This window comes from Microbacterium sp. MYb72, assembly GCF_002979415.1.
GTDB lineage: Bacteria > Actinomycetota > Actinomycetes > Actinomycetales > Microbacteriaceae > Microbacterium > Microbacterium natoriense.
Window position 1 is genome coordinate 11,941 of the sequence record NZ_PCOT01000020.1, and the last position, 21,219, is coordinate 33,159.

Consider the following 21,219-nt stretch of genomic DNA (forward strand, 5'->3'; position numbering starts at 1 on the left):
CCTGAAAGGGGACAACGCACATGAGTGCAGCAATCAAGGAGCGGATGGGCGCAGCGCTGAAGACCGCGCGCGACATCTCGGAGCTGGCGGAGCGCGAAGGTCGCGACCTCACGCCGGAGGAGAACGAGAAGGCCACTGCGGCTCTTCTCGACTACAAGGCGGCGAAGAAGGACTTCGAGCGCACGCAGTCGACCGAGGCGCTGAAGTCGGCGCTCTCGGAGATCGGCGTCGACCTCGGCCTCGAGCCCGCCGGACAGAAGGCAACGCCTGACGCGTTCCGTCAGCCCTCGAAGCTGAAGAGCATCGGTCAGATGTTCGCTGAGTCGGCCGAGTACAAGTCGATGATGGGCCAGTTCGCGGACGGCCGCATCAACGAGAAGGCTCGCGTGCAGTCGGCGCCGATGGGCGTGAAGGCGCTCGTCACCGGCGCATCCGACACCTCGGGCGGCGCGTTCGTCAACACCGACATCCAGAACATCCTCGAGATGCTCGGACGTCGCGAGCTGACCGTGCGCGATCTGATCTCGGTCCGCCAGACCGAGTCGGACACCGTCGAATACGTGCGTCAGACCACGCAGCTCTCGAGCGCCGCACCGGTGCCCGAGGCGACGTCCGCCGCAGCACCCACCGCACCCGGGACTGCCGGCGCGCTCGTTCTCAACGCCGGTGGCGGGTACAAGCCCGAGGGCTCGATGGCCTTCGAGAAGGTCACCGCGACGGTCAAGACGATCGCCGAGTGGGTGCCGGCCACGAAGCGCGGCCTCGCCGACGCGTCGCAGCTGCGCGGCCTCATCGACGACGAGCTCCGCGCCGATCTGGCGGAGGAGGAAGAGGACCAGATCCTCAACGGATCCGGCTCGGGTGAGAACCTGACCGGCATCCTGCAGACCTCCGGCATCCAGACCCAGGCGTGGACGGACGACCTCCTCACCACGATCCGCAAGGCGAAGACGAAGACCCGCACCGTGGGCCGCGTCGCCGCGAACGGCATCGTGCTGAACCCGGAGGACGCCGAGCGTCTCGACCTGCTGCGGCCCACGGGCGGGGACGGCCAGTTCTACGGGCCCGGCCCGTTCGCTGGCGCGGGCGTCCACACGGTCTGGGGTCTGCCGATCGTCGAGTCCGAGGCCATCGCCGCCGGCACCGGCCTCGTGGGCGACTACACCAAGGCGGTCCTCTGGGACCGTGAGCAGGCGTCCATCACCGCCACCGACTCACACGCGGACTTCTTCATCCGCAACCTCGTCGCCATCCTCGGCGAGGAGCGTGTCGCGTTCGGTGTCACCCGTCCGAAGGCGTTCGTCTCGGTCGACCTGACCGCGTAGCCGAGAGGGGATCACCGTGGCGAAATGCAAAGTCTGCGGCGCACCGCATCGCGCGTGTGGGCCGCAGACCACGGTGATCCCCGTCGACTCGAACGTGACCCGATCTTCAGGAGGAGACATGGGACTGCAGGCATACGAAGTCGTCACCGAAGGACGACACCCGCAAAAGACCACGCTGATGCTGTCCGACGAGGACGCGAAGCGACTGGGCGTGTTCGACCAGAAGTCGAAGACGACCGAGTCGACGGGCGCCCCCAAGAAGGCGGCAGCGAAGACAAGCACGCCGCGCAAGGCGCGCACGCCTCGCAACAAGGCTGCGAAGCCCGCAGCCGACAAGGCCGCCGAGGTGGCACCCGTGACGCCGCCTGCGGGCAGCGTCGAAGACGCGTCCGACCCGGACGCAAGCGAGTAGCAGGGGGTGGCGGGGATGGCGCTTCAGACCGAGTCGTTCGCGACAGCGCAGGAAATGGCTGATCGGTCGCAGGGCGCGATCCCCGTCAACCACCCCTTCCTCGAGAAGGAACTCAAGGCCGCAACCGCGACCATCCGGAATGCGTGCGGATGGCACATCGCGAAGGTCGAGACCCTCACGTTCGAGCGCGTCGGCCCGTACGCGGAACACATCTGGCTGCCCGCGATGGCGATCGCATCCATCACCGCCGCGACCATCGACGGCACCGTGCTCGCCGTGGACTCCATCGAGTTCGACAAGATGACCGGCTGGACGAACCTCTGCGGTCGTCGCCGGTCCGTGACTTTCACCGCAGGCTTCGCCGAGGTACCAGCGGATCTCGTGACGCTGACGCTCGAGCTCGCCGCCGGTGCGCTCGGCTCGCCGACCGGAATCACGCGCGAGCAGGCGGGCGGCGTGTCCGTCACCTACGCCCGCAGCTCCGGTGCACTGCAATCGGCCGACCAGGACCGGCTCGCCGCCTACAAGATCGGATGGCTGCCGTGATCAGCGGCATCGTCGCCCGGCACGCCGTCGTGCGCGAACGACCGCAGATGGTCGACAACGGCAGAGGCGGCGTCGAGGCAGACTTCACCGACGCGACGCCCGTCGACCTGCCCGGATGGGCGCTCGACGCCGGCAACACAGTCGCCGACCTTCAGAACCGCGACGGCGCCGCGATCCGGTGGACCGCTCGCGGCCCGTTCGACGCCGACGTCGAACGCCACGACCGCATCACCGTTTTCGGTGAGCGCTGCAAGATCGACGGCGCCGTGGTGCGACAGCCCGGCCCGTCGCCGCGCACCTCGCACACGATCCTGTCGCTCGTCTCTTGGGAGGGCTGATGGCTGCCAAAGGCATGCGCATCAAGGTCAACCGCGACGCGATCCGAAAGCTTCTCGCATCGCAGGAAGTCGCCGACAACCTCACCCCTCGCGGTGAGCGCATCGCGGCCGCCGCCGGTGAAGGCTTCGAGGCGACGACTTCGAAGAACCGCGACCGCGTGGTCGTGTTCGTGACCGCGACCACGACGGAGGCGAAGCGCGCGGAAGCTGAGGATCGTGCTCTGACTCGCAGCATCGGCGCCGGGAGGTGACCGTGGAACTCCTGATCCCCGAAGACGTCGAGGTGCGTGCGCTCGCGGAACTCTCCACCATGCTCCCGCTCCACGGCTTCCCCGAGGTCACGACCGCGAACCGGCGGCTCGGCACGAAGATCCCCACCACGAACCCCAAACCCGACGTCTTCGGCCGCCTCATCGCTGCAGGCGGGACGACACGTGACCTCGTCACAGACTCGCCGGCGCTCAGTCTCGAAGGCTACTCAGTGAAGGAGCAGGAAGCGCGCGACCTGTGCGCGCTCATGCTGGCGATCATCGAGGCTGCCGTCCGGGCCGGTTCGCTCGGCGGCGCGACCATCTACCGATCCCGGACAGCGTCTCTTCCGCAGAGCTTGCCAAACCCGCTGGTGCCGGATCACTTTCGGTTCACCGCTCTGATCTCCGTCGACCTGCGCAGGGTCACGGCCTGAGTTCCCACTCGCGCACCGCTCCGACCGGGGCGGTGCTCATCCATGCCTGAAAGGGGCAACTGCGATGTCAGTGAACAGCAAGAAGGTGTTCGTCGGTGCGCCCGATCAGGCGACGACCGGCGCGATCCTCACGGGTCCGGAGACGGACGTCATCCCCGAGACGATCGATGACTTCGTCTACACCGGCCTGAAGGACTCCGGCTACGTCGGCGAAGACGGCGTGACAGTCACGCCGACCGAGTCGACTGAGTCGATCAAGGATTGGTCTCTGAAGACGATCCGCAAGATCCTCACCGAGTTCGACGCGACGCTCGCCTGGGCGCACCTCGAACTCTCCGAGGAAGCGCTCAAGAACTACATGGGCGACGACAACGTCGAGGTCACTGCGGCGACCGCGTCGAAGGGCACGCTCACCCGCGCGGCGATCGCCGGCGAGGCCCGCCCGATCAAGGCCTGGTACATCAAGGTCAAGGACGGCGACCGTCGCGCACTGATCTTCGTACCCCACGGGCAGGTCACCGAGCGCGGCGAGATCTCGCTGCTCGCCTCCGCGGCGATCACCCTCCCGGTGACGCTCACGACGTACCCGGACGCCGCCGGCAAGAACGTCTACATCTTCCTGGACGACGGCGTCGTCTCGGCCTGACCTGTCAGACCGTCGCGGCCGGGCGCCGGGAACCCGTTCGGTCGCGACGCACCAACCCTCCGGTTCCCAGAAAGCAGGTTCCCATGTTGGAGAAGTTCCATTACACGATCGGTGAGACCGAGATCACGCTGCCTCGCTTCGAGGACATCGAGGTCGGTGTCATCCGCAAGATCCGCAAGCTGGGTCAGGTCGACCAGATTCTGACTCTCATCGAGAGTTACCTCGACGAGGTGCAGCTCGAGGCGTTCGACACCCTGACCCGTGAGGGACTCGAGGAGTTCGCAACGGCCTGGCGCACGGGATCGAGCGTGACGCTGGGGGAATCCTCGGCCTCCTCGAACTCGTAGAAGAGCACCAGGAGGCCGTCGAGTTCGAGCTGATCACCGCCGGCCTCCGCTGGCGCGACATCGGCTCTGAATCCCTCACCTGGCGCGATCTGTTCGTGCTCGTGCGGCGGTGGCAGAAGCTCCCCGGCAACGCGCTGGGCGCCGCCGTCCACGGGCACGAAGTCCCGTCGTGGATAGAGCAAGTGCTCGCCGTGCTCGTCGACCAGGTGCAGGCGACGAACTTCCTCCTGCGACGCGGCAAGGGCGCGCGCCCGAAGCGTCTCACCCGGTGGTGGGAGAAGCGCAAACAGCAGAAGTTCGGACGCGACCCGATCCCGATCTCCCAGTTCAACGACTGGTGGGAGTCCGCCGGAAAGCGCTGACCCGAGGAGGTTCACCATGGGCTCTGCTGAGGGTGTCGAGCTCGCTACCGTCTGGCTCCGCATGGTGCCCACGATGGAGGGCGCTACTGAGAACGTCACGAAGGCGCTACTGCCTGGCGAGAATGCAGCGGGGGAGTCCGGTAAGCGTGCGGGCTCTGAGTGGGCCGCGAAGGCGAAGGGCGCGATCGGTGTCGCCGCCGTGGGCGCCGCGATCGTCGGCACCTTCAAGGGTCTCTACGAGGTCGGTTCCATATTCGACGACGTGACCGACACCATCCGTGTCGGCACGGGCGCGCAGGGCGAAGCGCTCGACGGCCTCGTCCAGGTGGCGAAGAACGTCGGCGCAAACGTGCCCGCCTCGTTCGACAAGATCGGGTCGACCGTCGCCGACCTGAACACCCGACTCGGCCTGAGCGGCGAGACTCTCACCACCGTCTCGGCGCAGTACCTCGAGGCGGGCCGGATTCTCGGCGAAGAAGTCGATATCAACGCGACGTCGGCCGCGTTCAATGCCTTCAAGATCGAGGGCGAAGGCGTCTCGTCCGCGATGGACACCCTCTTTCAGGTGTCGCAGGCGACGGGCGTCGGCATCAACCAGCTTGCCTCCGGTGCACAGGCCGCGGCGCCCGCGCTGCAGAACCTCGGCTTCTCGTTCGAGGAGTCGGTGTCGCTGCTCGGTTCGCTCGACAAGGCGGGTCTGAACTCGCAGCAGGTCACAGCCTCCCTCTCCAAGGGGCTCGTCACGCTCGCGAAGGCGGGCGAGGAGCCGCAGGCCGCGTTCCAGCGCGTCACCGGTGAGATGCAGTCGTTCGTCGACAAGGGCGAGACCGCCGCGGCGCTGGACCTCGCGTCGCAGATCTTCGGTACGCGTGGCGCCGCACAGTTCGTCGGCGCGCTGCAGTCCGGCGTCGTCAACCTCGACGACCTGCAGGCGTCGGTCGGCGCGACCGGCGACACCATCCTGGGCGTCGCCGACGAGACCGCCGACTTCTCCGAACAGTGGATGGTCTTCAAGAACCGGGCGCTCACCGCGCTCGAGCCGGTCGGCACGGCGATCTTCAACGGGCTCGGCTCCGCAATGAAGTTCGTCAACAGCCTCTTCGATGACATGCCCGACCTCGGCTCCGCGTTCGGCCCGATCATCGCCACCTTCGGCGAGGTCGCGTCGGTTATCTGGGAGGCGCTCGCACCGGCGTTCGCGCAGATCTGGCAAGCGATCAGCCCGTTGCTGCCCGTGCTGCTGGATCTGTGGATGTCGGTCTCTCCGGTCATGCTGATCTTCCAGGCGCTCGAGCCGATGCTGCCGATGCTCGCGTCGCTGTTCGGTCAGCTCGCCTCGGTCATCGGGCAGGCTCTCGGAGCTGCGCTCCCGCCGATCGTGTCGCTGATGACCACCCTCGGGGGCATCCTCGGGACGCTGTTCGAGGCACTCATCCCCGTGGTGACGACACTCGTTTCGGCACTGTTCCCGATCATCGAGGCTCTTATCCCCGTGGTCGTCGGCCTGCTCGCCGCGTTCGCTCCGCTCATCGGCGCACTCGTAGAAGCGCTCGCACCGATCCTCACCTCGGTCGCCGAGATCGTCGGCATGATCCTCGTCCCGGTGTTCAACCTGATCGCGACCGTCATCACTGCCCTCGCGGGTGTCATCACCTGGCTCGTGAACACGATCATCGTGCCGCTGTTCAACGGGTTCGTGATCCCGGTCGTGAAGGAAGTCGGCCGGATCTTCACGGACGTCTTCAGCGGCCTGGGCAGCTTCTTCGAGGGCATCTGGGCGGGCATCCGGAACACCTTCAAGGGGTTCATCAACTTCATCATCGACGGGATCAACGGGTTCATCGGCGGCCTCAACGAGGTCGGGAACTTCGTCTCCGATGTGACCGGCGGAACGATCGACTTCTCGATCGGCAAGATCCCTCGTCTCGCCGACGGGGCGACGATCCTCCCGCGCTCGGGTGGCACTCTCGCGGTGCTCGCCGAAGCAGGTCGACCGGAATCCGTGGTCGACACGGGGCTGATGAACCAGGCGCTCGAAGAGGGCATCTCCGGAAACCAGCCTGCTGGCGTGACGCAGCACATAACGCTCAAGACCAACGACCCGCGTCTCGCGATTCGGCAGTTGGGGCGTGAGGCGCAGAGAGGGCTCGCGGCATCATGACGACACTGCAGGTCGGACCGATCACCTTCGCCGAGACCGGCTCGACCGGATGGGTCTTCTCAGACCTCATCGACTGGTTCGGCCTCACCGACAACAAGGAGGAGGCGGAGGAGCGTCCGCAGGGCCACGGTGCGTTCGCCACGGCGAAGGCACTGCGCACCTCCCGGGCGATCAGCTTCAACGCCTCCTACCTCGGCAGCACTGAGGAGGAGATCGAGGACGCGTACGACACCCTCGCCGCCGTCGGTGCGGAGGGTCCCGTCGACGCGATCGTCACGACGTCGAGGGGGCGATCGGGTCGCCGGGTGAATGTGCAGGTGTCGAGTGCGGCCGATCATCACGGTCGCTCTACGGGTAAGGCTGCGGTCGACATGATCGCGGCGGACCCGCGCCGGTATCAGGTGGATGCCGACGTGCCGTGGATCTGGGCATCTCCGCCGACTGCTGGTGCCGGTCTTGTCTGGCCGGCCGTATGGCCGCTCATCTGGCCAGGCGGCGGAACCTCTGGGCGTATCACGCTCACGAACTCAGGCAAGGCCCCGTCTGCGCCGATGTTCCGACTCCTCGGCGGCTTCTCGTCAGCGCTCATCACGACCGTCGAGACGGGTGCCCGCATCGGCCTCGATCGCCTCGTTCCGTCTGGTTCATTCGTCGACATCGACACGGAGCAGCACCGCGCGACGATCGACGACCAGTCGGACGTTTCCCGGTGGCTGCGCTGGCGCGAGTGGGCGCTCATCCCCGCAGGCGAATCCCGCTCCTACCAGTTCGACGTCAGTGCCCCCGTGGGCACACCAATGCTCGGAGGGCGGGTGCTTGCAGCATGGTGGTGAGGTGCTACATCTTCGAGACGCGTGGCGGCGCTCTCCTGCAGGAGGTCGAACCATCTGACCTGCAGTGGTCCGAGAACGCGAACCAGGCCGAGACGGTCGACGTGACGTTCAATCTGAAATCAGAGGCCGAAGGATCCCGCGACTGGCGCAACCTCGGCACCCCCTGGAAGCACTCCATCGCCGTCGACACGAACGGACGCCTCGAGGGTGGGCCTATCCTTCCGCACGACTTCGCTGACGCGAACGGCTCACTGAAGCTCACGGCACGGGGCGGGCGCATCATCTTCACCCGCCGATCGATCCTGCCTCCGGTAGCGCTCACTCAGTCGCTGGTGCTGCCCTCCGGCGAGCCCGACACGTCACTCGACTCTCGTTGGACGGGACTCGACTACGGCACCATCGCGAAGCGCATCGGGCAGCAGGCATGCGAGTGGCCTGGCGGCGACCTTCCTATCGTCTGGCCGACTGACCGTGCGGGGCACCGTGAGAAGGGCTACGACGCGATCGAGCGGAAGAAGATCGACGCGGCGTGGTCGGATCTGTCGGCGCTCGAGCATGGCCCCGATATTCGTATGCGCCTCGAGTGGGATGGGCCCGACCGGTTCCGATGGGTGTTCGAGACCGGCACCGAAGAACAGCCGCGACTCCAAGGTCCGGATGTCTTCGAGTGGGAGATCGGCGACGCGGGACTCACTGTCCAGCTTGACCCGTCTCGCATGGGCTCGCTCGCGTGGACCGAGGGCGGTCGGTCCGATGACACGACGCTCGTGCGGTCGATGTTCGACTCGACGCTCATCGACAACGGGTTCCCGCTGCTCGAGATCGAAACCGACGCGTCCTCGAACATCGTCGACCCGGCGACCGCGGACTCGTGGAACGCGGAGACACTTCGCACCGCGAAGAAGCCGTGGGAGTTCTGGTCGTTTAACGTGCGCGCCGATCAGGCACCGTTCCCGTATGAGTACGGACCCGGCTCCCTAGTCAAGGTCATCGTCACCGAGGACACCCCGGTGACCGGCGGCTATGTGCCCCCGGGCACCTACACGCGCCGGATCGCTGGCCTCTCTGGCGCGATCTCCGACTGGATCACCGTCACCTGTGGCGAGGTCTACGACGACTGAGGAGCAATATGGCCGACCCCACACCCGCACCCGGCGGCGACCTCGGTCCGATCCTCGAAAGGTTCCGCCGCCTGGAGCGCGACGTTGCAGATCTCAAGACTGCCACCGGCACGCAGCGGGCGCTCGCGGTGCGCCGTCTGCCCTTCCAGGATTTCCGGGTAGGGCAGACAGCAGGCATCGGTCTCAGCGCCGGGTGGAACACGTACGCCACCATCACCCTGGCCGTACCCGAGGACCGGACGCGGCTGCAGGTGCTCGGCATCGGTACCGCCGCAGTCCTCGACCAGACCAGCGGCGGTCTCACAACGAGCTACGGACGGATCCTGATCGATGGTTCCGCTTCGCGGGAGTTTCCCGCCGCGAAGGATGCTGGCGCCACCCTCGTCAACAACGTGATCACAGCCACCAGTGCCGCCGTGATCGACGTCACCGGCAAAGCGTCGGTCACCGTCGCCTTCCAGCTCCAACCCCTCAACCCGGCGGCGTATCCCGCGCACGCTCAGAACTTCGCGCAGCTCGCCGTCATCGGCAGCTTCACCATCGCCTGAGGAGGCTCCCCGTGGTACTGACTCGATCATTCCCCACGCAGCACCCTTCGGGGCTGCCGATCACCGACACCCGTCGCGTCGCAGCTGCCCTCGTCGCGCGCAACGCGGACGGCACTCCGCGAGCCGGAGTCTTCCCCGCGAACGCGAATCCTCTTGTCACGGGCCGAGCCTCCATGGGCTACGACGTCGCCCCGTTCCTTGCGGCCACGTCGCGGATCAACAACGGCGTGGAGCTCATCGCAAACGATGCGGTCACGGTCGTCGCCACGACGGCCGCACCGGCATCGAACTCTCGCATCGACGTCATCTGGGTTCGATCGCAGTTCGTGCAGCACGCGGACGCGAACAACGACGTCGTCTTCGGAGTGACACAGGGCACCCCTGCAGGGATTCCGGCGAAGCCAGCGATCCCGCAGGGGGCGCTCGAGCTCGCCACGGCGGAGATCACGTCCACGACTACGACCACCGCGACAGCCGTCATCACCCAGACGCACACCTATACGGCGGCTGCAGGAGCCGCGGTGCAGATGCGCAATCGTGTCGAGCTGGATGCCTGGGCGGCGCCCGTGGGGGCCACCGCCCGGACCTTGGACACGGACCTCGAGTGGGTCCGACGGTCGTCACCGTCGCTTGGCTGGTACCTCGCACCAGGGCAACGCCTCGCCTACATGGCTTCTGCGGTCACGAACGGCAACGCAAACACCATCATCGGCACCGTCGCGAAGACCATCCCCCTGCCGATCGGGCAGCGGGTGAAGATCTACTGCAAACCGGTCAGTATGTACGTCGCGGCCGCCGCCGGCATCGTGTACTACTCGATCCGCGCCACCAACGCCGCCGCCGACATCTCGCCGTCGACCGTCTCGCCGAAGAAGACCACGTCACGGGGGATGCACCCCGGCTCCAGTGGCGTCACCTCCGTTCCGGGCACGGCCATGGAGATGGTGACAACGCAGGCGCAGCCAGTCTCGGCTGCGCTGTTCAACGAGTTCGGTGTGACGTACGACGTGGACGGGCAAGAGCTTTGGATCGAGGCCGCCTGATGAGCACCCTGCGTTTCGCCGGCTCGGCGTACAACTCAGCCGCAGGTACCCGAGATGCGTTCGGGCGTCTCTCCGACGATCTTGTCGCCGAGGGGCTGCCCGCGATGGTCGTCCTGGACGGCGACCGCGAGAAGGCCGACCAACTGCGCATCTGGTACCAGCGGATGACACTCAACCCGGGCGGCCGCAAGGTCTACGGCACTGCGTGGTGGAACGGGCAGAAGTGGTACCGCATCCACCCCGACGCCGTCGGCGTCCCGGACACGAGCAACCACGAGAAGCGACGCGCGGACGATCTCGCGTGGCCGTACAACTCGGACACCGCCGCGCACCGCCGAGCCCAGGTGCTCGCGAAGCGACACAACATCACCTGCGAAGGCATGGGCTTTCGCGAGTGGTGGCACTGGACCTTCTGGGGTCCGCTCGGCACCATCGGCGCACCCGCCGGCGGGACCGGATCAACCACAGCACCACCCCCTATCCAGTCCGAGGAGGACGACATGGCTGTACTCGTGACCGGTGGCGGTCAGAATCTCATCGTCGGCGGGAAGCTCATTCCGCTGACCCCCGCGGACGTCGGAGCCGTCAAGGGTGCCCAGGTGCTGGAGGTCACCCCGAACACGCACTACAACATCATCCAGGCGTTCGCGCGTGACACCGCGAACTCGGCCCTCCCGGTGCTCGTGTACGTGCACGACGGGGACGGCACCGTGTACGCGCTCAGCGACGGGAAGCTCCGAGCCCTCGTCGACCCCACAACCCTCGCCGCGCTGCACGCGCAGGGCGCCGCATCGGTGACCCTCTCGAAGGCCGAGGTCGACAACCTCATCAAGAGCTGATGCAGACAGAGCGAGTGTCGGATACTCACCCTCGGCACGTGCACAAGACCATCCCGTCATGGGTGATCGTCGCTGTTGGCGTCATCGCCACGGGCGCCGCGCTGATCTGGTCATCCGGGCTGCGCGACGACGCCGGCGAGGCGCTGCTCGACGAGCCGACCGCGAAGGTGCTGGTGGCGCTCCTTGGAGCAGCCGCCACGATTCTCGGACTCGTGTTGCAGCGCGCCGGCGATATTCGCCACCAGGTGAAGAACAGTCACGGCACAAACCTGCGAGACGACATCGACAAGCTTGACGCACGTATCCGAGGAGTTGAGGAGACCGCTGGGCATGCCGTGCGCGCCGCGCGTAAGGCGTCGGACGACACGGTCCAGCTTCGCGAGGATGTGCAGGCCGGGCGACTTGAAACCGGGGAGGTCCGCGCCGACGTGCGCGGCCTCCGCAAGGACATCGGTCGACTGACCGACGCCATCAACAACAAGGAGAACTGATGGATATCACTCTGCCCAGCATCCCTGCCGGCGTGCTCGTGCTGCTCGGCCTGATCGCCCCCTATGCGATCGCCGCGCTCAACGGCGCTCTACCGTTCGTGCGCACGCCGTCGCAGAGGAAGGCGGTCGCGATCGTCGTCGCGATCGTTCTCGCCGTGGTCGTGCTCGCGTTCTACTTCGCCTACACCGGCGATGTGATCCCGGAATGGCCCGTCCTCGTGCTGCTCGCGATCGTCGTCGTGCAGGCTTCCTACGCGCTCATCGCCAAGAGCACGGCCAGTGCGGTCGAGAAGCGGTTCGAGCCCGGCGAGACGCTGCGCCGCGACCGCCGCTGAGCGCGTGCCATAGAAAACCCCCACCCGGCTTCGGCTGGGTGGGGGTTTTCTGTCGTTCGATGGGAGGTCAGTACCCGACAGCGGCGAGACCGAACTCAATCTCGGCAGGTTGGAAGCCTTCGAACGCGAGCTGGTCAGAGAGGCTCTGCCGAGAGAAGGACGACATGTCCATGTAGGACTGTGCTTTCTGCGCGCACTCGGCGTTCCAGTCGGCGCCGGCATTGTCTGCGCCGAACGTCGCGTCCTCGGTGCTGAAGCCCTCGAATTCGAGCTGGTGGATCAGCCCCGATCGGGAGAAGCCGGAGAAGCTCAGATAACTCTGCGCTTTGCCGATCGCGTTCTGCTGGCCGAGGGTGAGCTTCGGCTTCTCTTCCACGACTATCGAGATCGCTGCGCCGTTGGTCGCGGCGGAACCTGCGGTGCGGCTCGTCGAGACGACGAGTGCGGTCGGATCCACGAATGTGGAAAGCGCCGGGGGGGTGAGTCCGGCCTCGGTGAGCACGACGATCGCGTCCGAGACGGGGATCCCGACGACGTCGGGGACAACGATGCTCGGGGCTGCTTCTTCTTCGGCGGCGGGTTCAGCGGCCGTCGTCGGTTGGGGGTCCGCTGCGGGTGCGTCGTCCTTGTTGCCGAGTCCGAGCGCGCTGCCGATACTGCCAACGAGGATCACGCCGGCGGCGATGGATCCGCCGATGATCCACTTCTTCTTCGCGGGCATCTTCGCCTTGGTGGTGGCTTCAGCTTCGGTCGGTGTTGCGGCGTCGTCGGGGACGGCTGCGGCCGTCGGGTAGGCATCGGTGGCGACGTCGGACGGAGCGGGCTCCGGTTCGAGCCACTGCGTGCCATCCCAGTAGCGCTGCTCGTTGTTGGCGTGCGGTGCCGGGTACCAACCGGCGGCGGGGGTCGGGTCTGACATGAGGGTTCCTCTCGGCTGTGCGGTCGGCCCCCCAGAAAGACTCACAGGCCGAATGATCCGAATGCTATCGGCAGTTCGGACATTCAGTGGAGGAACGTTATGAATCGGTTTCGGCCGAGGCGAGCTCCACGGCGTTGCCCCACACCCAACAGCGGAACGTCTGCCCGTCGGGCGCGGAACTCGATCCCGGCGGCGAGCGGCGTGGAGCGGACGAGCTTAGATCGTCATCGGTTGCTCACGCACGTCCATCTCGCGATCGGTGAGCGATTGCAACGGGCCGTGCTTCGCGGCGTCGAGGATCGATCGCGCCTGCGATTGCATGTCGCGGTACGCGGAGAGCGTCGCCCCAGGGTTCCCCATTGCCGGTGATCCTTCCTCCGGCCGAGAGGTTCGATTCTACGTCGCGACGTCCGACATCGCTGTCGGTGGTCGTCCCGCCGCGGATGCCGTCGCTGCGCGTCGCGTGCGGGATCGAGCTGCGGCCCGCGCTTGCGTGAGGTCGGCGCGGTTTGCCCACGTTCTGCCCACGGTTGCTCACACCTGAGCGCGGTTATCGGTGGGTGACGGTGGGTGATTGTGCCCGTCTTTCCGCGGGTGCCGCAGATATGCGGGCCGCAAAGTAGAGTTCGAGTCCCGTAGTCGGCTCAGTTCACGGGGATCGCAACACGGCGTCACAGCGGAAATAACCGCCGCCCATCGCCGGTTGTGCCGAGCATGACCCGCATCGGAAACAGTGACCTCGACGTCTTCCCCCTCTCGCTCGGCGGCAACGTGTTCGGCTGGACCGCCGACCGCGACGCCTCCTTCGCCGTCCTCGACGCCTTCGCGGAGGGCGGCGGCGACTTCATCGACACCGCCGACGCGTACAGCGCCTGGGTGCCGGGCAACAGCGGCGGCGAGAGCGAGACGATCATCGGCGAGTGGCTCGCCTCCCGCAAGCCGGAGGGCGTCGTCGTCGCCACGAAGGTGAGTCAGCACCCCGACTTCCGCGGGCTCTCGGCCGCGAACGTCCGCAACGCCGCCGAAGCCTCGCTGGGCCGCCTGGGCGTCGACGCGATCGACCTGTACTACGCGCACTTCGACGACGAGACCGTTCCGCTCGAGGAGACGGTGGGAGCCTTCGGGCAGCTCGTCGCCGACGGGCTCGTGCGTCACGTCGCCGTGTCGAACTACTCGGCCGAGCGCATCCGCGAGTGGGTGGAGATCGCGCAGCGCACCGGCGTCGCCCTCCCCGTCGCGGTGCAGCCGCACTACAACCTCGTGCACCGCAACGACGTCGAGGAGACCATCATCCCGGTGGCGGAGGAGTTCGGTCTCGGACTCGTCCCGTACTACTCCCTGGCGAGCGGATTCCTCACGGGCAAGTACCGCTCGACGGATGCCGACGGCCAGGGGTCGCCGCGTGCCACGGGCGCCGCGAAGTACGCGACCGAGGCAGGTCTGCGCATCATCGACGCGCTGGAGGAGATCGGGAACGCGCACGGCGCCTCGATCGCGGCGACGTCTCTCGCGTGGCTGCGGGCGCAGCCCACGGTCGCGGCCCCGATCGCGAGCGCGAGCAGGGTGGAGCAGGTCGCCGATCTGCTCGCCGGCGCGCGGCTCGAGCTCGCCGCCGACGAGGTGGGGCTCCTGAACCGCGTCTCGGAGTGGACGCCCGCGCGCGCCTAGCTGCTTGGCGCCTCGGCATCGCCTCCGATGCCGAGGCGGTGGGCGAGGATCACCGCGTGGATCCGATCGCGTGCCCCGAGCTTCGACAGCACGCGGCTGACATGCGTCTTCACGGTGGACTCGCTCACGAAGAGCGCATCGGCGATCTCGGCGTTGCTGAGCCCCCGCGCGATCGCGAGGAAGACGTCGTTCTCACGATCGGTGAGGGCGCGGAGCAGCTCGGCATCCTCCGCATGCGGTTCCTCGCTCTTCGACGCGCCCAGCTGCGGGGAGACGTGGTCGAGCAGCATCCGCGTGACCCGGGGCGACAGCGCCGCGTCTCCGCGGTGCACCGCGCGGACGGCGGCGATCATCTCGTGGCGCTGGGCGTCCTTCAGCAGGAAACCGCTGGCTCCGGCGCGGATCGCCCCGAAGGCGTACTCGTCGAGGTCGAACGTGGTGAGCACCAGCACGCGGGTGCCGGGATGATCGCGCACGATGGCCTCGGTCGCCGCGATGCCGTCGAGGCCCGGCATCCGGATGTCCATGAGGACGACGTCGGGCCGGAGCGCGGCGGTCTGGGCGATCGCCGTGCGGCCGTCGCCGGCCTCTCCGATCACGACGAGGTCGCTCTCTGCCTCGATCACCATGCGGAATCCGAGCCGGATCAGCTCCTGGTCATCGACGAGGAGCACGCTGATCTGCTCTGTCATCACTTCCTCTTCTCCGAATCGTCCGCTGTCCTGGTGTCGAGGGGAATCGTCGCGCGCAGCCGCCACCGGGAGCCCTCCGCGCGACCGTAGTCGATGCGGCCCTGCACGTGCGCGACCCGCTCGGCCAGCCCCCTGAGCCCGAACCCCGACGGCGCGGTGGAGGGCACGGCTCCGTCGTTGACGATCTCGATCGTCACGTCGTCGGCGGAGTTCTCGACCCGCACGGCGATCGTCTTGGCCGTAGGGGCGTGTCTCATCGCGTTCGTCACGCCCTCCTGCACGATGCGGGAGACCGCGTGCTCGATCGCGGGGCTCAGCTCCGCGCTCCCGGAGGTGGAGAGGGTGACGGGGAAACCCGCCCGCTGCGCGTTCACCACCGTGTCGTGCGGAGCAGGCGCCGTGATGGGCGCCAGCGGCAGCGGAGCGTCATCGTCGCGCAGCACGCCGAGCATCGAGCGCATCTCGCCCAGGGCGGAGCGGGCGGTGTCGGCGGCGGCGGTCGCCGCGGCGCGGGCGCGGGCGGCATCCGGCGTGGCCGCGGCTCCCTCCGAGAGGGCGACGATCACGGTGAGCGAGTGCGAGACGATGTCGTGCATCTCCCGGGCGATCCGTGCCCGCTCGGCGGCCGCAGCCAGCTGAGCCTGCTGGTCTCGTTCGATGAGCAGCTGCCGTGAGCGGTCGATGATCGCAGCGACGTAGCGTTTGCGGCCACCAACGTTGATGCCGATGAGCGTGCCGATGAGGGCGACCACCAGGTTTCCGATCAGCGCGTTCAGGGCGGTCTGGAGCGAGATCGCTCCGACCCCCGCCAGCCCTCCGGCGACGACGGCCAGCCCGGCCAGCCCGTACCCGAGTCCCGCCCAGGCGGCGCGGGTCGACACGTACACGGCGAGGGAGTACGCCGCCACCGTGACCATGGGCGTCCCCCCGGGAGCACCGAGGAAGAGGAAGAGCACCTCGGCGGCGAACGCCGCGGCGAACGCGACGATCGGATGCCGGCGCCGGAAGAGCAGCGTGACGCAGGCGACGAGGACCGAGAGCGGGATCAGCACCGCGATGACGATCCCGAACGGCTCGGGGAGATCGGGGGAGGAGTCTCGGCTGGGAACGATCGAGACCAGCAGACAGAACAGGGCGATCAGCACATCCGCGAAGAGTGGGTGCCGTGCCCAGAAGCGGCGGAACAGCCCGGGAGGACGCGGCAGCCGCAGCCCGTCGTCCTCGCGGACGTCGGCGCTGCGGCTGCGCGTCTTCTTCACGGAGCGACTCTACGCGTCGCGAGTGCGCAGCACCGCCCAGGCGCCGAGCATGCCAGCGACCACCCAGCCGGCCAGCGTCAGGTAGGGCACAGGTCCCTCGAGCGTGGCGCCGTCGGGGAGGATCGCGCTCTGCGCGGCCGCGACGGGCAGGTAGGTCGCGGCATCCATCACCCACTTCCACGTCTCGCCGGCGAAGGCGAAGAAGTTCGCCACGATCGGCAGCACGAACAGCAGACCGACCGTCGCCGCGATGGCGCCTGCGCCGGAGCGCAGGATGAATCCGAACGCCACGCCGATCAGGGCGAACACAGCCATGGCGAGCGACGAGACCAGGATCGGCAGGAGCGAGGCGGATGCGTCGGACCAGTCGATGCTCTGCTCACGACCGGAGACCACGAGCGACACCGCGAGCGCAGCGGCGCCGAAGATGATCAGCGACGACACGAACAGGAACGCGGCGAGCACGGTGGCCTTCGCGGCGAGGACGGAGCCGCGCACGGGGTTGGCGGTCAGCGTAGAGCGGATCATGCCGGTGGAGTACTCGCCGGTGACCGAGATCGCGCCGAGGATGCCCGCGAGGAGCATCGTGAACTGGATCGGCATGACCACGGCGTTGATGGGGTCGAAGCCCGGAACGTCGATGGCCTGGGCGATGAGCATCGCGATGCCGATCGTGAGGACGGCGGTGATCGCGATCGACCACCAGGTCGAACGGACGGTCGCGAGCTTGATCCACTCGCCCTTCAGTGCGCGGAGGAACGTCAGGCGCTGGCCGGAGCTCGTGCGGACGGGAGCCGCAGGAGCGGCCTGGACGGCGGTCATGAGATCTCCTTGGTGCGGTACTCGACGGAATCGCCGGTGAGCGCCAGGTAGGCGTCCTCCAGCGAACCGGTGGTCGGGGTGAGCTCGTGCAGCGGGATGCCGCGATCGGCGGCGAGGTCGCCGATGCGGGATGCCGGGAGCCCGACGATGTCGAGGAGACCGGGCTCGGTGGTCACGATCTCGACCGCGGGACCGGCGACGGCCGCGGCGAGGTCGGCTGCGCGGGGGGTGCGCACGCGCACGGTGTTGGTCGTCCATGCGCGCACCAGCTCGGCGAGCGGAGCGTCGGCGAGGACCTGTCCTCGTCCCATGACGATGACGTGGTCGGCGGTCTGCGCCATCTCGCTCATGAGGTGGCTCGACAGCAGCACGGTGCGCCCCTCGGAGGCGGCATGGCGGACGAACTGACGCACCCAGCGCACACCCTCGGGGTCGAGGCCGTTGACGGGCTCGTCGAGGATCAGGGTGTGCGGGTCGCCGAGCAGAGCCGAGGCGATGCCGAGCCGCTGTCCCATGCCGAGCGAGAACCCGCCCGCACGCTTGCGGGCGACGGGGCCGATGCCGGCGAGATCGATGACCTCGTCGACCCGGGAGGAGGGGATGCCGTGCGTCGCGGCCATCGCCCGCAGGTGGTTCCGCGCCGTGCGTCCGGTGTGGACGGCCTTCGCATCGAGGAGCACGCCGACCTCGGTCAGCGGCGCCTTCAGCTTGCGGTACTCGCGCCCGGCGATCGTCGCGCGGCCCGACGTCGGCTGGTCGAGACCGACGATCATGCGCATGGTGGTGGACTTGCCCGCGCCGTTCGGCCCGAGGAAGCCGGTGACGCTTCCCGGCTTGACCGTGAACGACACGTCCTGGACGGCGGTCTTGTCTCCGAACCTCTTCGTGAGGCCTTCAGCTGTGATCATGCCCTCCACGCTAGGCGGCGGCATCTCGACCTCGCGTCCTCCTCAGGTACCGTTCTCGGCGGCGGCATCCCCCGTGCGACGGACTACGGATCGACGATGTCGAAGGTCATGTCCTCGGGATCAGGGCCCCACGGACCGAAGATCACGTCAGGGTCGTAGACATCGGCCGCATGCTCCTCTGGAGGCCCCCAGAAGCCGTCGGCGTCCAGGGCGCGGAAGGTGAACCAGTACCAGCCGACCGCATTCATGCGCAGCCGCTTGACCGCGTGCCCTGTCGCGTCGAGTGCGAAGACCGCCGTGTGCCCCTCCATCGTCGAGACGTAGATCCGTCCGTTCGCGGGACCCGTGGCCGAGATCACGATCCCGGTGGTGCTGGCCTCCTCGACCAGCATGTCCTCCATTCCCGTGAGCTCTTCGAACCCGGCCACGACGATGGGCAGCACGGTGAAGCTGCCCGTCGTGGCCGGCGACTGGTTCTCGGCGTCGAAGGACCAGGCGCGGTAGTCGTATGTCCCGGCGGCGAGCTGGAGGGCACGGGGCTCGAACGTCCAGGCGCCGTCCGCGGCGACGGCAGGTGTGTACCGCCGACCGTCGACCTCGACGGCGACGGCGGACCCGGGCGTCGCCGTGCCCGCCAGCGTCGGCGGAAGGTAGCCCGAGTACCCGGACGGAGTGGTGACGCCGGGTGTCAGCGCGGATGTCGGCTCCTCCGCCGGTCCGGGGGTCGTGCCGGGCGCGGTCTGCGGGCGATCGGGAGCCGTCGGCAGATCGGCGTCCGGATCGTTGACGAGATCGACGGAATCGATGGAGGGGTCGGCGTTGCGGCGTCCGAGGGTCGGGGCGTGAGGTCCCGTCGTCGGAGCCGACGACGGGAGCGCATCCGTCCCCCCGGACCGCGGCCCGGCGGTCTGCGGGGCGGTGACCACCGGACGCGAAGAGGTCGCGTCGATCGCCGAGGGCGCCGCCTCCACGGGGGCGCCCACCAGGATCGCCGCGAGGAGCAGTCCGCCGATCGAGAACGCGCCCACTCCGCCGGCGAGGAGGCTGGCCACCCCGAAGCCCGTCGACGCCGTGATGAGCGCTGCCGCTGCCGCCGTGCCGGGGGCCAGCGCGGAGCCCGACGGGATCGCGACGCCGAGGGCGCCGAAGCCGACGGCGGAGAGCGTGACGCCCTGCAGGCGGCGGGCATCGCTGCGCAGGCTCAGCAGCAGCTCGCCGCATCGGACGCACGAGTCCACGTGGGCGGAGATCTCGGCCGTGAGGTCGGCATCGTCGGGCTCGGTGAGATGGCGGGGGAGGAGCCGCGCGACGTGATCGGGATCATCGCGCAGCAACGCGGGGACCTGCTTCGTGAGCCACTGGAACCTCAGCCCCGATCGCGCCCTGCGATGGAGTGCGGACACGGCGTTCGGTCTGATCCCGAGCTCCTTGGCGATCTCGGGACGTGCGACGTCGGCGACCTCCGCCAGCCACAGCACGCGCTGCCAGCGCTCCGGCAGCTCCTGGAAAGCACCGAGGAGCTCGTTGGCGTCGGCTTCGCGCTCGACCAGGCTCAGGGCGTCGCGGAAGTCGATGCGATCGGCGTCGGCCGTATCGTCGACGCGGTACGCCTCCGTGCGCCATCGGATCGCGATGTTGCGGATGACCGCCTTCAGATACGACCGGAACGCGAACTCCGGACCCTTGTCGGTGGTCGTGACCTGCTGATAGATCGCGAGGAACGCCTCCGAAACGAGGTCCTCGGCACGAGAGGGGAGCAGCCGCGACGCCTGCCGCAGGGCGGCGCCGATGTGCCGCTCCCACAGCACGACGTACGCATCGCGATCACCGTCGCGCAGGGCGCGGAGCAACTCGGCGTCGCCACGAGAATCTTCCACGCTTTCCCTCCCAGAAAACGCACGCTCATTCCCCCGACGAGCAGACGATCGATCGCTCGCGCCGGGTGGGCGACGGGCGGTCGATTGGACTTCTCCTCATGATAGGAGTCGCGTGCGTCGGTGCAGCCCCACCGGACGCCCCACGCGTCCGCCGAACGACGTCGGCCGGGGGAAGGGCTGCACCCTGGGCACCGCGGGGGGAGGGCTCCCGTGATCGATTCCCATAGGGAAGGAGCGGAGGAGGGCGGAAAGGTGACGCGCCGGTCCGCCGCTATCCGGCGGCGGTCGCCGGACTCGATCGCACGGCGCGGTCGGACTCGGCGACGAGGTATCCCTCGGCCCAGGCGATGCGCGCAAGCTCCAGCTTGGATCGCGCAGGACGCCCGATCACCGTGTACTTGTCCCGCACGCGCTTCAGGTACTTTCTGGCGGTGTCGTGCCGCACGCCGATGCGCTCCGCCACCTCCGCGATCGTGAGGCCCGAGGCGTACAGCGCCAGCGCCCGCTCCTCCTGCCTGCTCAGTCGAAGAGTCTGATCCGCGCCGTGGATCGTCGCCTGAGCGCGTGCGGTGATCATCGTCCCCCCGGCCAGCGCGGCGTCGGCGGCGAGCAGGAACTCGTCCTCCCCGTCCGAGGTCGACACCACGGCGTCGATGCCGAGTTCGACCAGCCTGCGCGCGGCGCTGCGGTTGCGCAGAGCAGAGAGCACGAGCACGCGCATGCCGGCGTCGCGCAGCGCGGCGATGAGGTCGAGATCGCGCGGCGGATCGACGTCGGTCGGCAGATCCAGCACGAGCAGATGCGGCCACCGCGTCCGATCCGTGCGCTTGAGCCAGGCCATGAACATCGGGAGCGTCGCGCCCGTATGCACCACCTCGAGCTTCAGATCGTTCGCCAGCAGCTGCGCCGCGCGCGTGCGCTGCAGCACCGACTCCTCCACCACCGCGGCGCGGCGCACTCGCCGCGCGTCGACACGGTCGTTCCGCATCGATACCTCCCCTGGTAGCGGGAGCATCCGTTCGGCAGGGCTCGGGTGACCTGC

General features: G+C 68.2%; 26 protein-coding genes. 18 read left to right on the top strand and 8 right to left on the bottom strand.

The window, feature by feature from the left end:
- The first annotated feature begins 20 nt into the window (after positions 1 to 20).
- From CQ047_RS12080 to CQ047_RS12160, 17 genes are all read left to right on the top strand, one after another.
- On the top strand, positions 21 to 1,325 hold the full coding sequence (locus CQ047_RS12080; RefSeq protein ID WP_105675572.1) for a phage major capsid protein: 1,305 nt from the start codon (positions 21 to 23) through the stop codon (positions 1,323 to 1,325).
- Between the two features lie 118 nt (positions 1,326 to 1,443).
- Positions 1,444 to 1,737 carry a hypothetical protein gene (locus tag CQ047_RS12085; RefSeq protein WP_181155925.1) on the top strand — a complete coding sequence of 98 codons (294 nt, stop codon included), beginning with the start codon at positions 1,444 to 1,446 and terminating at the stop codon, positions 1,735 to 1,737.
- A gap of 54 nt (positions 1,738 to 1,791) precedes the next feature.
- A complete protein-coding gene (locus tag CQ047_RS12090; RefSeq protein WP_105675573.1) occupies positions 1,792 to 2,283 on the top strand; it encodes a hypothetical protein in 492 nt (163 codons plus the stop codon).
- Positions 2,271 to 2,621, top strand: coding sequence for a hypothetical protein (locus tag CQ047_RS12095; protein ID WP_105675575.1), 351 nt, complete (start codon positions 2,271 to 2,273; stop codon positions 2,619 to 2,621). The genes CQ047_RS12090 and CQ047_RS12095 overlap by 13 nt, the downstream gene beginning before the upstream one ends.
- Positions 2,621 to 2,872, top strand: a complete 252-nt coding sequence (locus tag CQ047_RS12100; RefSeq protein ID WP_105675577.1) for a hypothetical protein — start codon at positions 2,621 to 2,623, stop codon at positions 2,870 to 2,872. Before CQ047_RS12095 ends, CQ047_RS12100 begins: the two co-directional genes overlap by 1 nt.
- Before the next feature lie 32 nt (positions 2,873 to 2,904).
- On the top strand, positions 2,905 to 3,306 hold the full coding sequence (locus CQ047_RS12105; RefSeq protein ID WP_146114340.1) for a hypothetical protein: 402 nt from the start codon (positions 2,905 to 2,907) through the stop codon (positions 3,304 to 3,306).
- Between the two features lie 64 nt (positions 3,307 to 3,370).
- Positions 3,371 to 3,952, top strand: a complete 582-nt coding sequence (locus CQ047_RS12110; RefSeq protein WP_105675580.1) for a hypothetical protein — start codon at positions 3,371 to 3,373, stop codon at positions 3,950 to 3,952.
- A gap of 83 nt (positions 3,953 to 4,035) precedes the next feature.
- Positions 4,036 to 4,299, top strand: a complete 264-nt coding sequence (locus tag CQ047_RS12115; protein ID WP_105675582.1) for a hypothetical protein — start codon at positions 4,036 to 4,038, stop codon at positions 4,297 to 4,299.
- A gap of 95 nt (positions 4,300 to 4,394) precedes the next feature.
- Entirely contained in the window at positions 4,395 to 4,661 is a 267-nt protein-coding gene (locus CQ047_RS12120) for a hypothetical protein (RefSeq protein WP_146114341.1), read from the top strand.
- Positions 4,662 to 4,677: 16 nt separating this feature from the next.
- The gene (locus CQ047_RS12125; protein WP_105675586.1) at positions 4,678 to 6,822 is read left to right on the top strand and encodes a phage tail tape measure protein; all 2,145 of its coding nucleotides are present in this window, start codon (positions 4,678 to 4,680) and stop codon (positions 6,820 to 6,822) included.
- The gene (locus CQ047_RS12130) at positions 6,819 to 7,655 is read left to right on the top strand and encodes a hypothetical protein (protein ID WP_105675588.1); all 837 of its coding nucleotides are present in this window, start codon (positions 6,819 to 6,821) and stop codon (positions 7,653 to 7,655) included. The genes CQ047_RS12125 and CQ047_RS12130 overlap by 4 nt, the downstream gene beginning before the upstream one ends.
- Positions 7,652 to 8,776, top strand: a complete 1,125-nt coding sequence (locus tag CQ047_RS12135; RefSeq protein WP_146114342.1) for a hypothetical protein — start codon at positions 7,652 to 7,654, stop codon at positions 8,774 to 8,776. The genes CQ047_RS12130 and CQ047_RS12135 overlap by 4 nt, the downstream gene beginning before the upstream one ends.
- 8 nt (positions 8,777 to 8,784) lie before the next feature.
- Complete coding sequence (locus CQ047_RS12140; protein WP_105675592.1) at positions 8,785 to 9,324, top strand: hypothetical protein; 540 nt, start codon at positions 8,785 to 8,787, stop codon at positions 9,322 to 9,324.
- Positions 9,325 to 9,335: 11 nt separating this feature from the next.
- A complete protein-coding gene (locus tag CQ047_RS12145; protein WP_105675594.1) occupies positions 9,336 to 10,367 on the top strand; it encodes a hypothetical protein in 1,032 nt (343 codons plus the stop codon).
- Positions 10,367 to 11,206: a hypothetical protein gene (locus tag CQ047_RS12150; RefSeq protein ID WP_105675596.1), complete on the top strand. Its 840-nt coding sequence runs from the start codon at positions 10,367 to 10,369 to the stop codon at positions 11,204 to 11,206. The genes CQ047_RS12145 and CQ047_RS12150 overlap by 1 nt, the downstream gene beginning before the upstream one ends.
- 38 nt (positions 11,207 to 11,244) lie before the next feature.
- Positions 11,245 to 11,697: a DUF2746 domain-containing protein gene (locus CQ047_RS12155; protein ID WP_181155926.1), complete on the top strand. Its 453-nt coding sequence runs from the start codon at positions 11,245 to 11,247 to the stop codon at positions 11,695 to 11,697.
- Entirely contained in the window at positions 11,697 to 12,032 is a 336-nt protein-coding gene (locus CQ047_RS12160; RefSeq protein ID WP_105675600.1) for a hypothetical protein, read from the top strand. Before CQ047_RS12155 ends, CQ047_RS12160 begins: the two co-directional genes overlap by 1 nt.
- Before the next feature lie 67 nt (positions 12,033 to 12,099).
- On the opposite strand, the gene CQ047_RS12165 is transcribed toward CQ047_RS12160, so the two are convergent.
- Positions 12,100 to 12,951: an Ltp family lipoprotein gene (locus tag CQ047_RS12165; RefSeq protein ID WP_105675602.1), complete on the bottom strand. Its 852-nt coding sequence runs from the start codon at positions 12,949 to 12,951 to the stop codon at positions 12,100 to 12,102.
- A 216-nt stretch (positions 12,952 to 13,167) separates the two neighbouring features.
- On the bottom strand, positions 13,168 to 13,311 hold the full coding sequence (locus tag CQ047_RS19120; RefSeq protein WP_258132616.1) for a hypothetical protein: 144 nt from the start codon (positions 13,309 to 13,311) through the stop codon (positions 13,168 to 13,170).
- 354 nt (positions 13,312 to 13,665) lie between these two features.
- On the opposite strand from CQ047_RS19120, the gene CQ047_RS12175 reads away from it, so the two are divergent.
- On the top strand, positions 13,666 to 14,619 hold the full coding sequence (locus tag CQ047_RS12175) for an aldo/keto reductase (RefSeq protein ID WP_105675604.1): 954 nt from the start codon (positions 13,666 to 13,668) through the stop codon (positions 14,617 to 14,619).
- On the opposite strand, the gene CQ047_RS12180 is transcribed toward CQ047_RS12175, so the two are convergent.
- The 6 genes from CQ047_RS12180 to CQ047_RS12205 all read right to left on the bottom strand — a co-directional run bounded on the left by CQ047_RS12180 (position 14,616) and on the right by CQ047_RS12205 (position 21,165).
- Positions 14,616 to 15,311, bottom strand: coding sequence for a response regulator transcription factor (locus tag CQ047_RS12180; RefSeq protein WP_105675606.1), 696 nt, complete (start codon positions 15,309 to 15,311; stop codon positions 14,616 to 14,618). The two genes, CQ047_RS12175 and CQ047_RS12180, sit on opposite strands and share 4 nt — an antisense overlap.
- A complete protein-coding gene (locus CQ047_RS12185; RefSeq protein WP_105675608.1) occupies positions 15,311 to 16,570 on the bottom strand; it encodes a sensor histidine kinase in 1,260 nt (419 codons plus the stop codon). Before CQ047_RS12185 ends, CQ047_RS12180 begins: the two co-directional genes overlap by 1 nt.
- A gap of 9 nt (positions 16,571 to 16,579) precedes the next feature.
- Positions 16,580 to 17,392: an ABC transporter permease gene (locus tag CQ047_RS12190; protein ID WP_105675609.1), complete on the bottom strand. Its 813-nt coding sequence runs from the start codon at positions 17,390 to 17,392 to the stop codon at positions 16,580 to 16,582.
- Complete coding sequence (locus CQ047_RS12195; protein WP_105675701.1) at positions 17,389 to 18,300, bottom strand: ABC transporter ATP-binding protein; 912 nt, start codon at positions 18,298 to 18,300, stop codon at positions 17,389 to 17,391. Before CQ047_RS12195 ends, CQ047_RS12190 begins: the two co-directional genes overlap by 4 nt.
- A gap of 83 nt (positions 18,301 to 18,383) precedes the next feature.
- Positions 18,384 to 20,177, bottom strand: a complete 1,794-nt coding sequence (locus CQ047_RS12200) for a sigma-70 family RNA polymerase sigma factor (protein WP_105675611.1) — start codon at positions 20,175 to 20,177, stop codon at positions 18,384 to 18,386.
- Positions 20,178 to 20,448: 271 nt separating this feature from the next.
- Positions 20,449 to 21,165: a response regulator transcription factor gene (locus CQ047_RS12205; protein ID WP_105675613.1), complete on the bottom strand. Its 717-nt coding sequence runs from the start codon at positions 21,163 to 21,165 to the stop codon at positions 20,449 to 20,451.
- Between the last annotated feature and the right edge of the window lie 54 nt (positions 21,166 to 21,219).

Excerpts from the sequence above, each read along its gene's own strand:
- CQ047_RS12080 (WP_105675572.1), top strand. The coding sequence starts at position 21 with ATGAGTGCAGCAATCAAGGAGCGGATGGGCGCAGCGCTGAAGACCGCG.
- CQ047_RS12085 (WP_181155925.1), top strand. The coding sequence starts at position 1,444 with ATGGGACTGCAGGCATACGAAGTCGTCACCGAAGGACGACACCCGCAA.
- CQ047_RS12090 (WP_105675573.1), top strand. The coding sequence starts at position 1,792 with ATGGCTGATCGGTCGCAGGGCGCGATCCCCGTCAACCACCCCTTCCTC.
- CQ047_RS12095 (WP_105675575.1), top strand. The coding sequence starts at position 2,271 with ATGGCTGCCGTGATCAGCGGCATCGTCGCCCGGCACGCCGTCGTGCGC.
- CQ047_RS12100 (WP_105675577.1), top strand. The coding sequence starts at position 2,621 with ATGGCTGCCAAAGGCATGCGCATCAAGGTCAACCGCGACGCGATCCGA.
- CQ047_RS12110 (WP_105675580.1), top strand. The coding sequence starts at position 3,371 with ATGTCAGTGAACAGCAAGAAGGTGTTCGTCGGTGCGCCCGATCAGGCG.
- CQ047_RS12115 (WP_105675582.1), top strand. The coding sequence starts at position 4,036 with ATGTTGGAGAAGTTCCATTACACGATCGGTGAGACCGAGATCACGCTG.
- CQ047_RS12125 (WP_105675586.1), top strand. The coding sequence starts at position 4,678 with ATGGGCTCTGCTGAGGGTGTCGAGCTCGCTACCGTCTGGCTCCGCATG.
- CQ047_RS12130 (WP_105675588.1), top strand. The coding sequence starts at position 6,819 with ATGACGACACTGCAGGTCGGACCGATCACCTTCGCCGAGACCGGCTCG.
- CQ047_RS12140 (WP_105675592.1), top strand. The coding sequence starts at position 8,785 with ATGGCCGACCCCACACCCGCACCCGGCGGCGACCTCGGTCCGATCCTC.
- CQ047_RS12150 (WP_105675596.1), top strand. The coding sequence starts at position 10,367 with ATGAGCACCCTGCGTTTCGCCGGCTCGGCGTACAACTCAGCCGCAGGT.
- CQ047_RS12160 (WP_105675600.1), top strand. The coding sequence starts at position 11,697 with ATGGATATCACTCTGCCCAGCATCCCTGCCGGCGTGCTCGTGCTGCTC.
- CQ047_RS12165 (WP_105675602.1), bottom strand. The coding sequence starts at position 12,951 with ATGTCAGACCCGACCCCCGCCGCCGGTTGGTACCCGGCACCGCACGCC.
- CQ047_RS19120 (WP_258132616.1), bottom strand. The coding sequence starts at position 13,311 with ATGGGGAACCCTGGGGCGACGCTCTCCGCGTACCGCGACATGCAATCG.
- CQ047_RS12175 (WP_105675604.1), top strand. The coding sequence starts at position 13,666 with ATGACCCGCATCGGAAACAGTGACCTCGACGTCTTCCCCCTCTCGCTC.
- CQ047_RS12180 (WP_105675606.1), bottom strand. The coding sequence starts at position 15,311 with ATGACAGAGCAGATCAGCGTGCTCCTCGTCGATGACCAGGAGCTGATC.
- CQ047_RS12190 (WP_105675609.1), bottom strand. The coding sequence starts at position 17,392 with ATGACCGCCGTCCAGGCCGCTCCTGCGGCTCCCGTCCGCACGAGCTCC.
- CQ047_RS12195 (WP_105675701.1), bottom strand. The coding sequence starts at position 18,300 with ATGATCACAGCTGAAGGCCTCACGAAGAGGTTCGGAGACAAGACCGCC.
- CQ047_RS12205 (WP_105675613.1), bottom strand. The coding sequence starts at position 21,165 with ATGCGGAACGACCGTGTCGACGCGCGGCGAGTGCGCCGCGCCGCGGTG.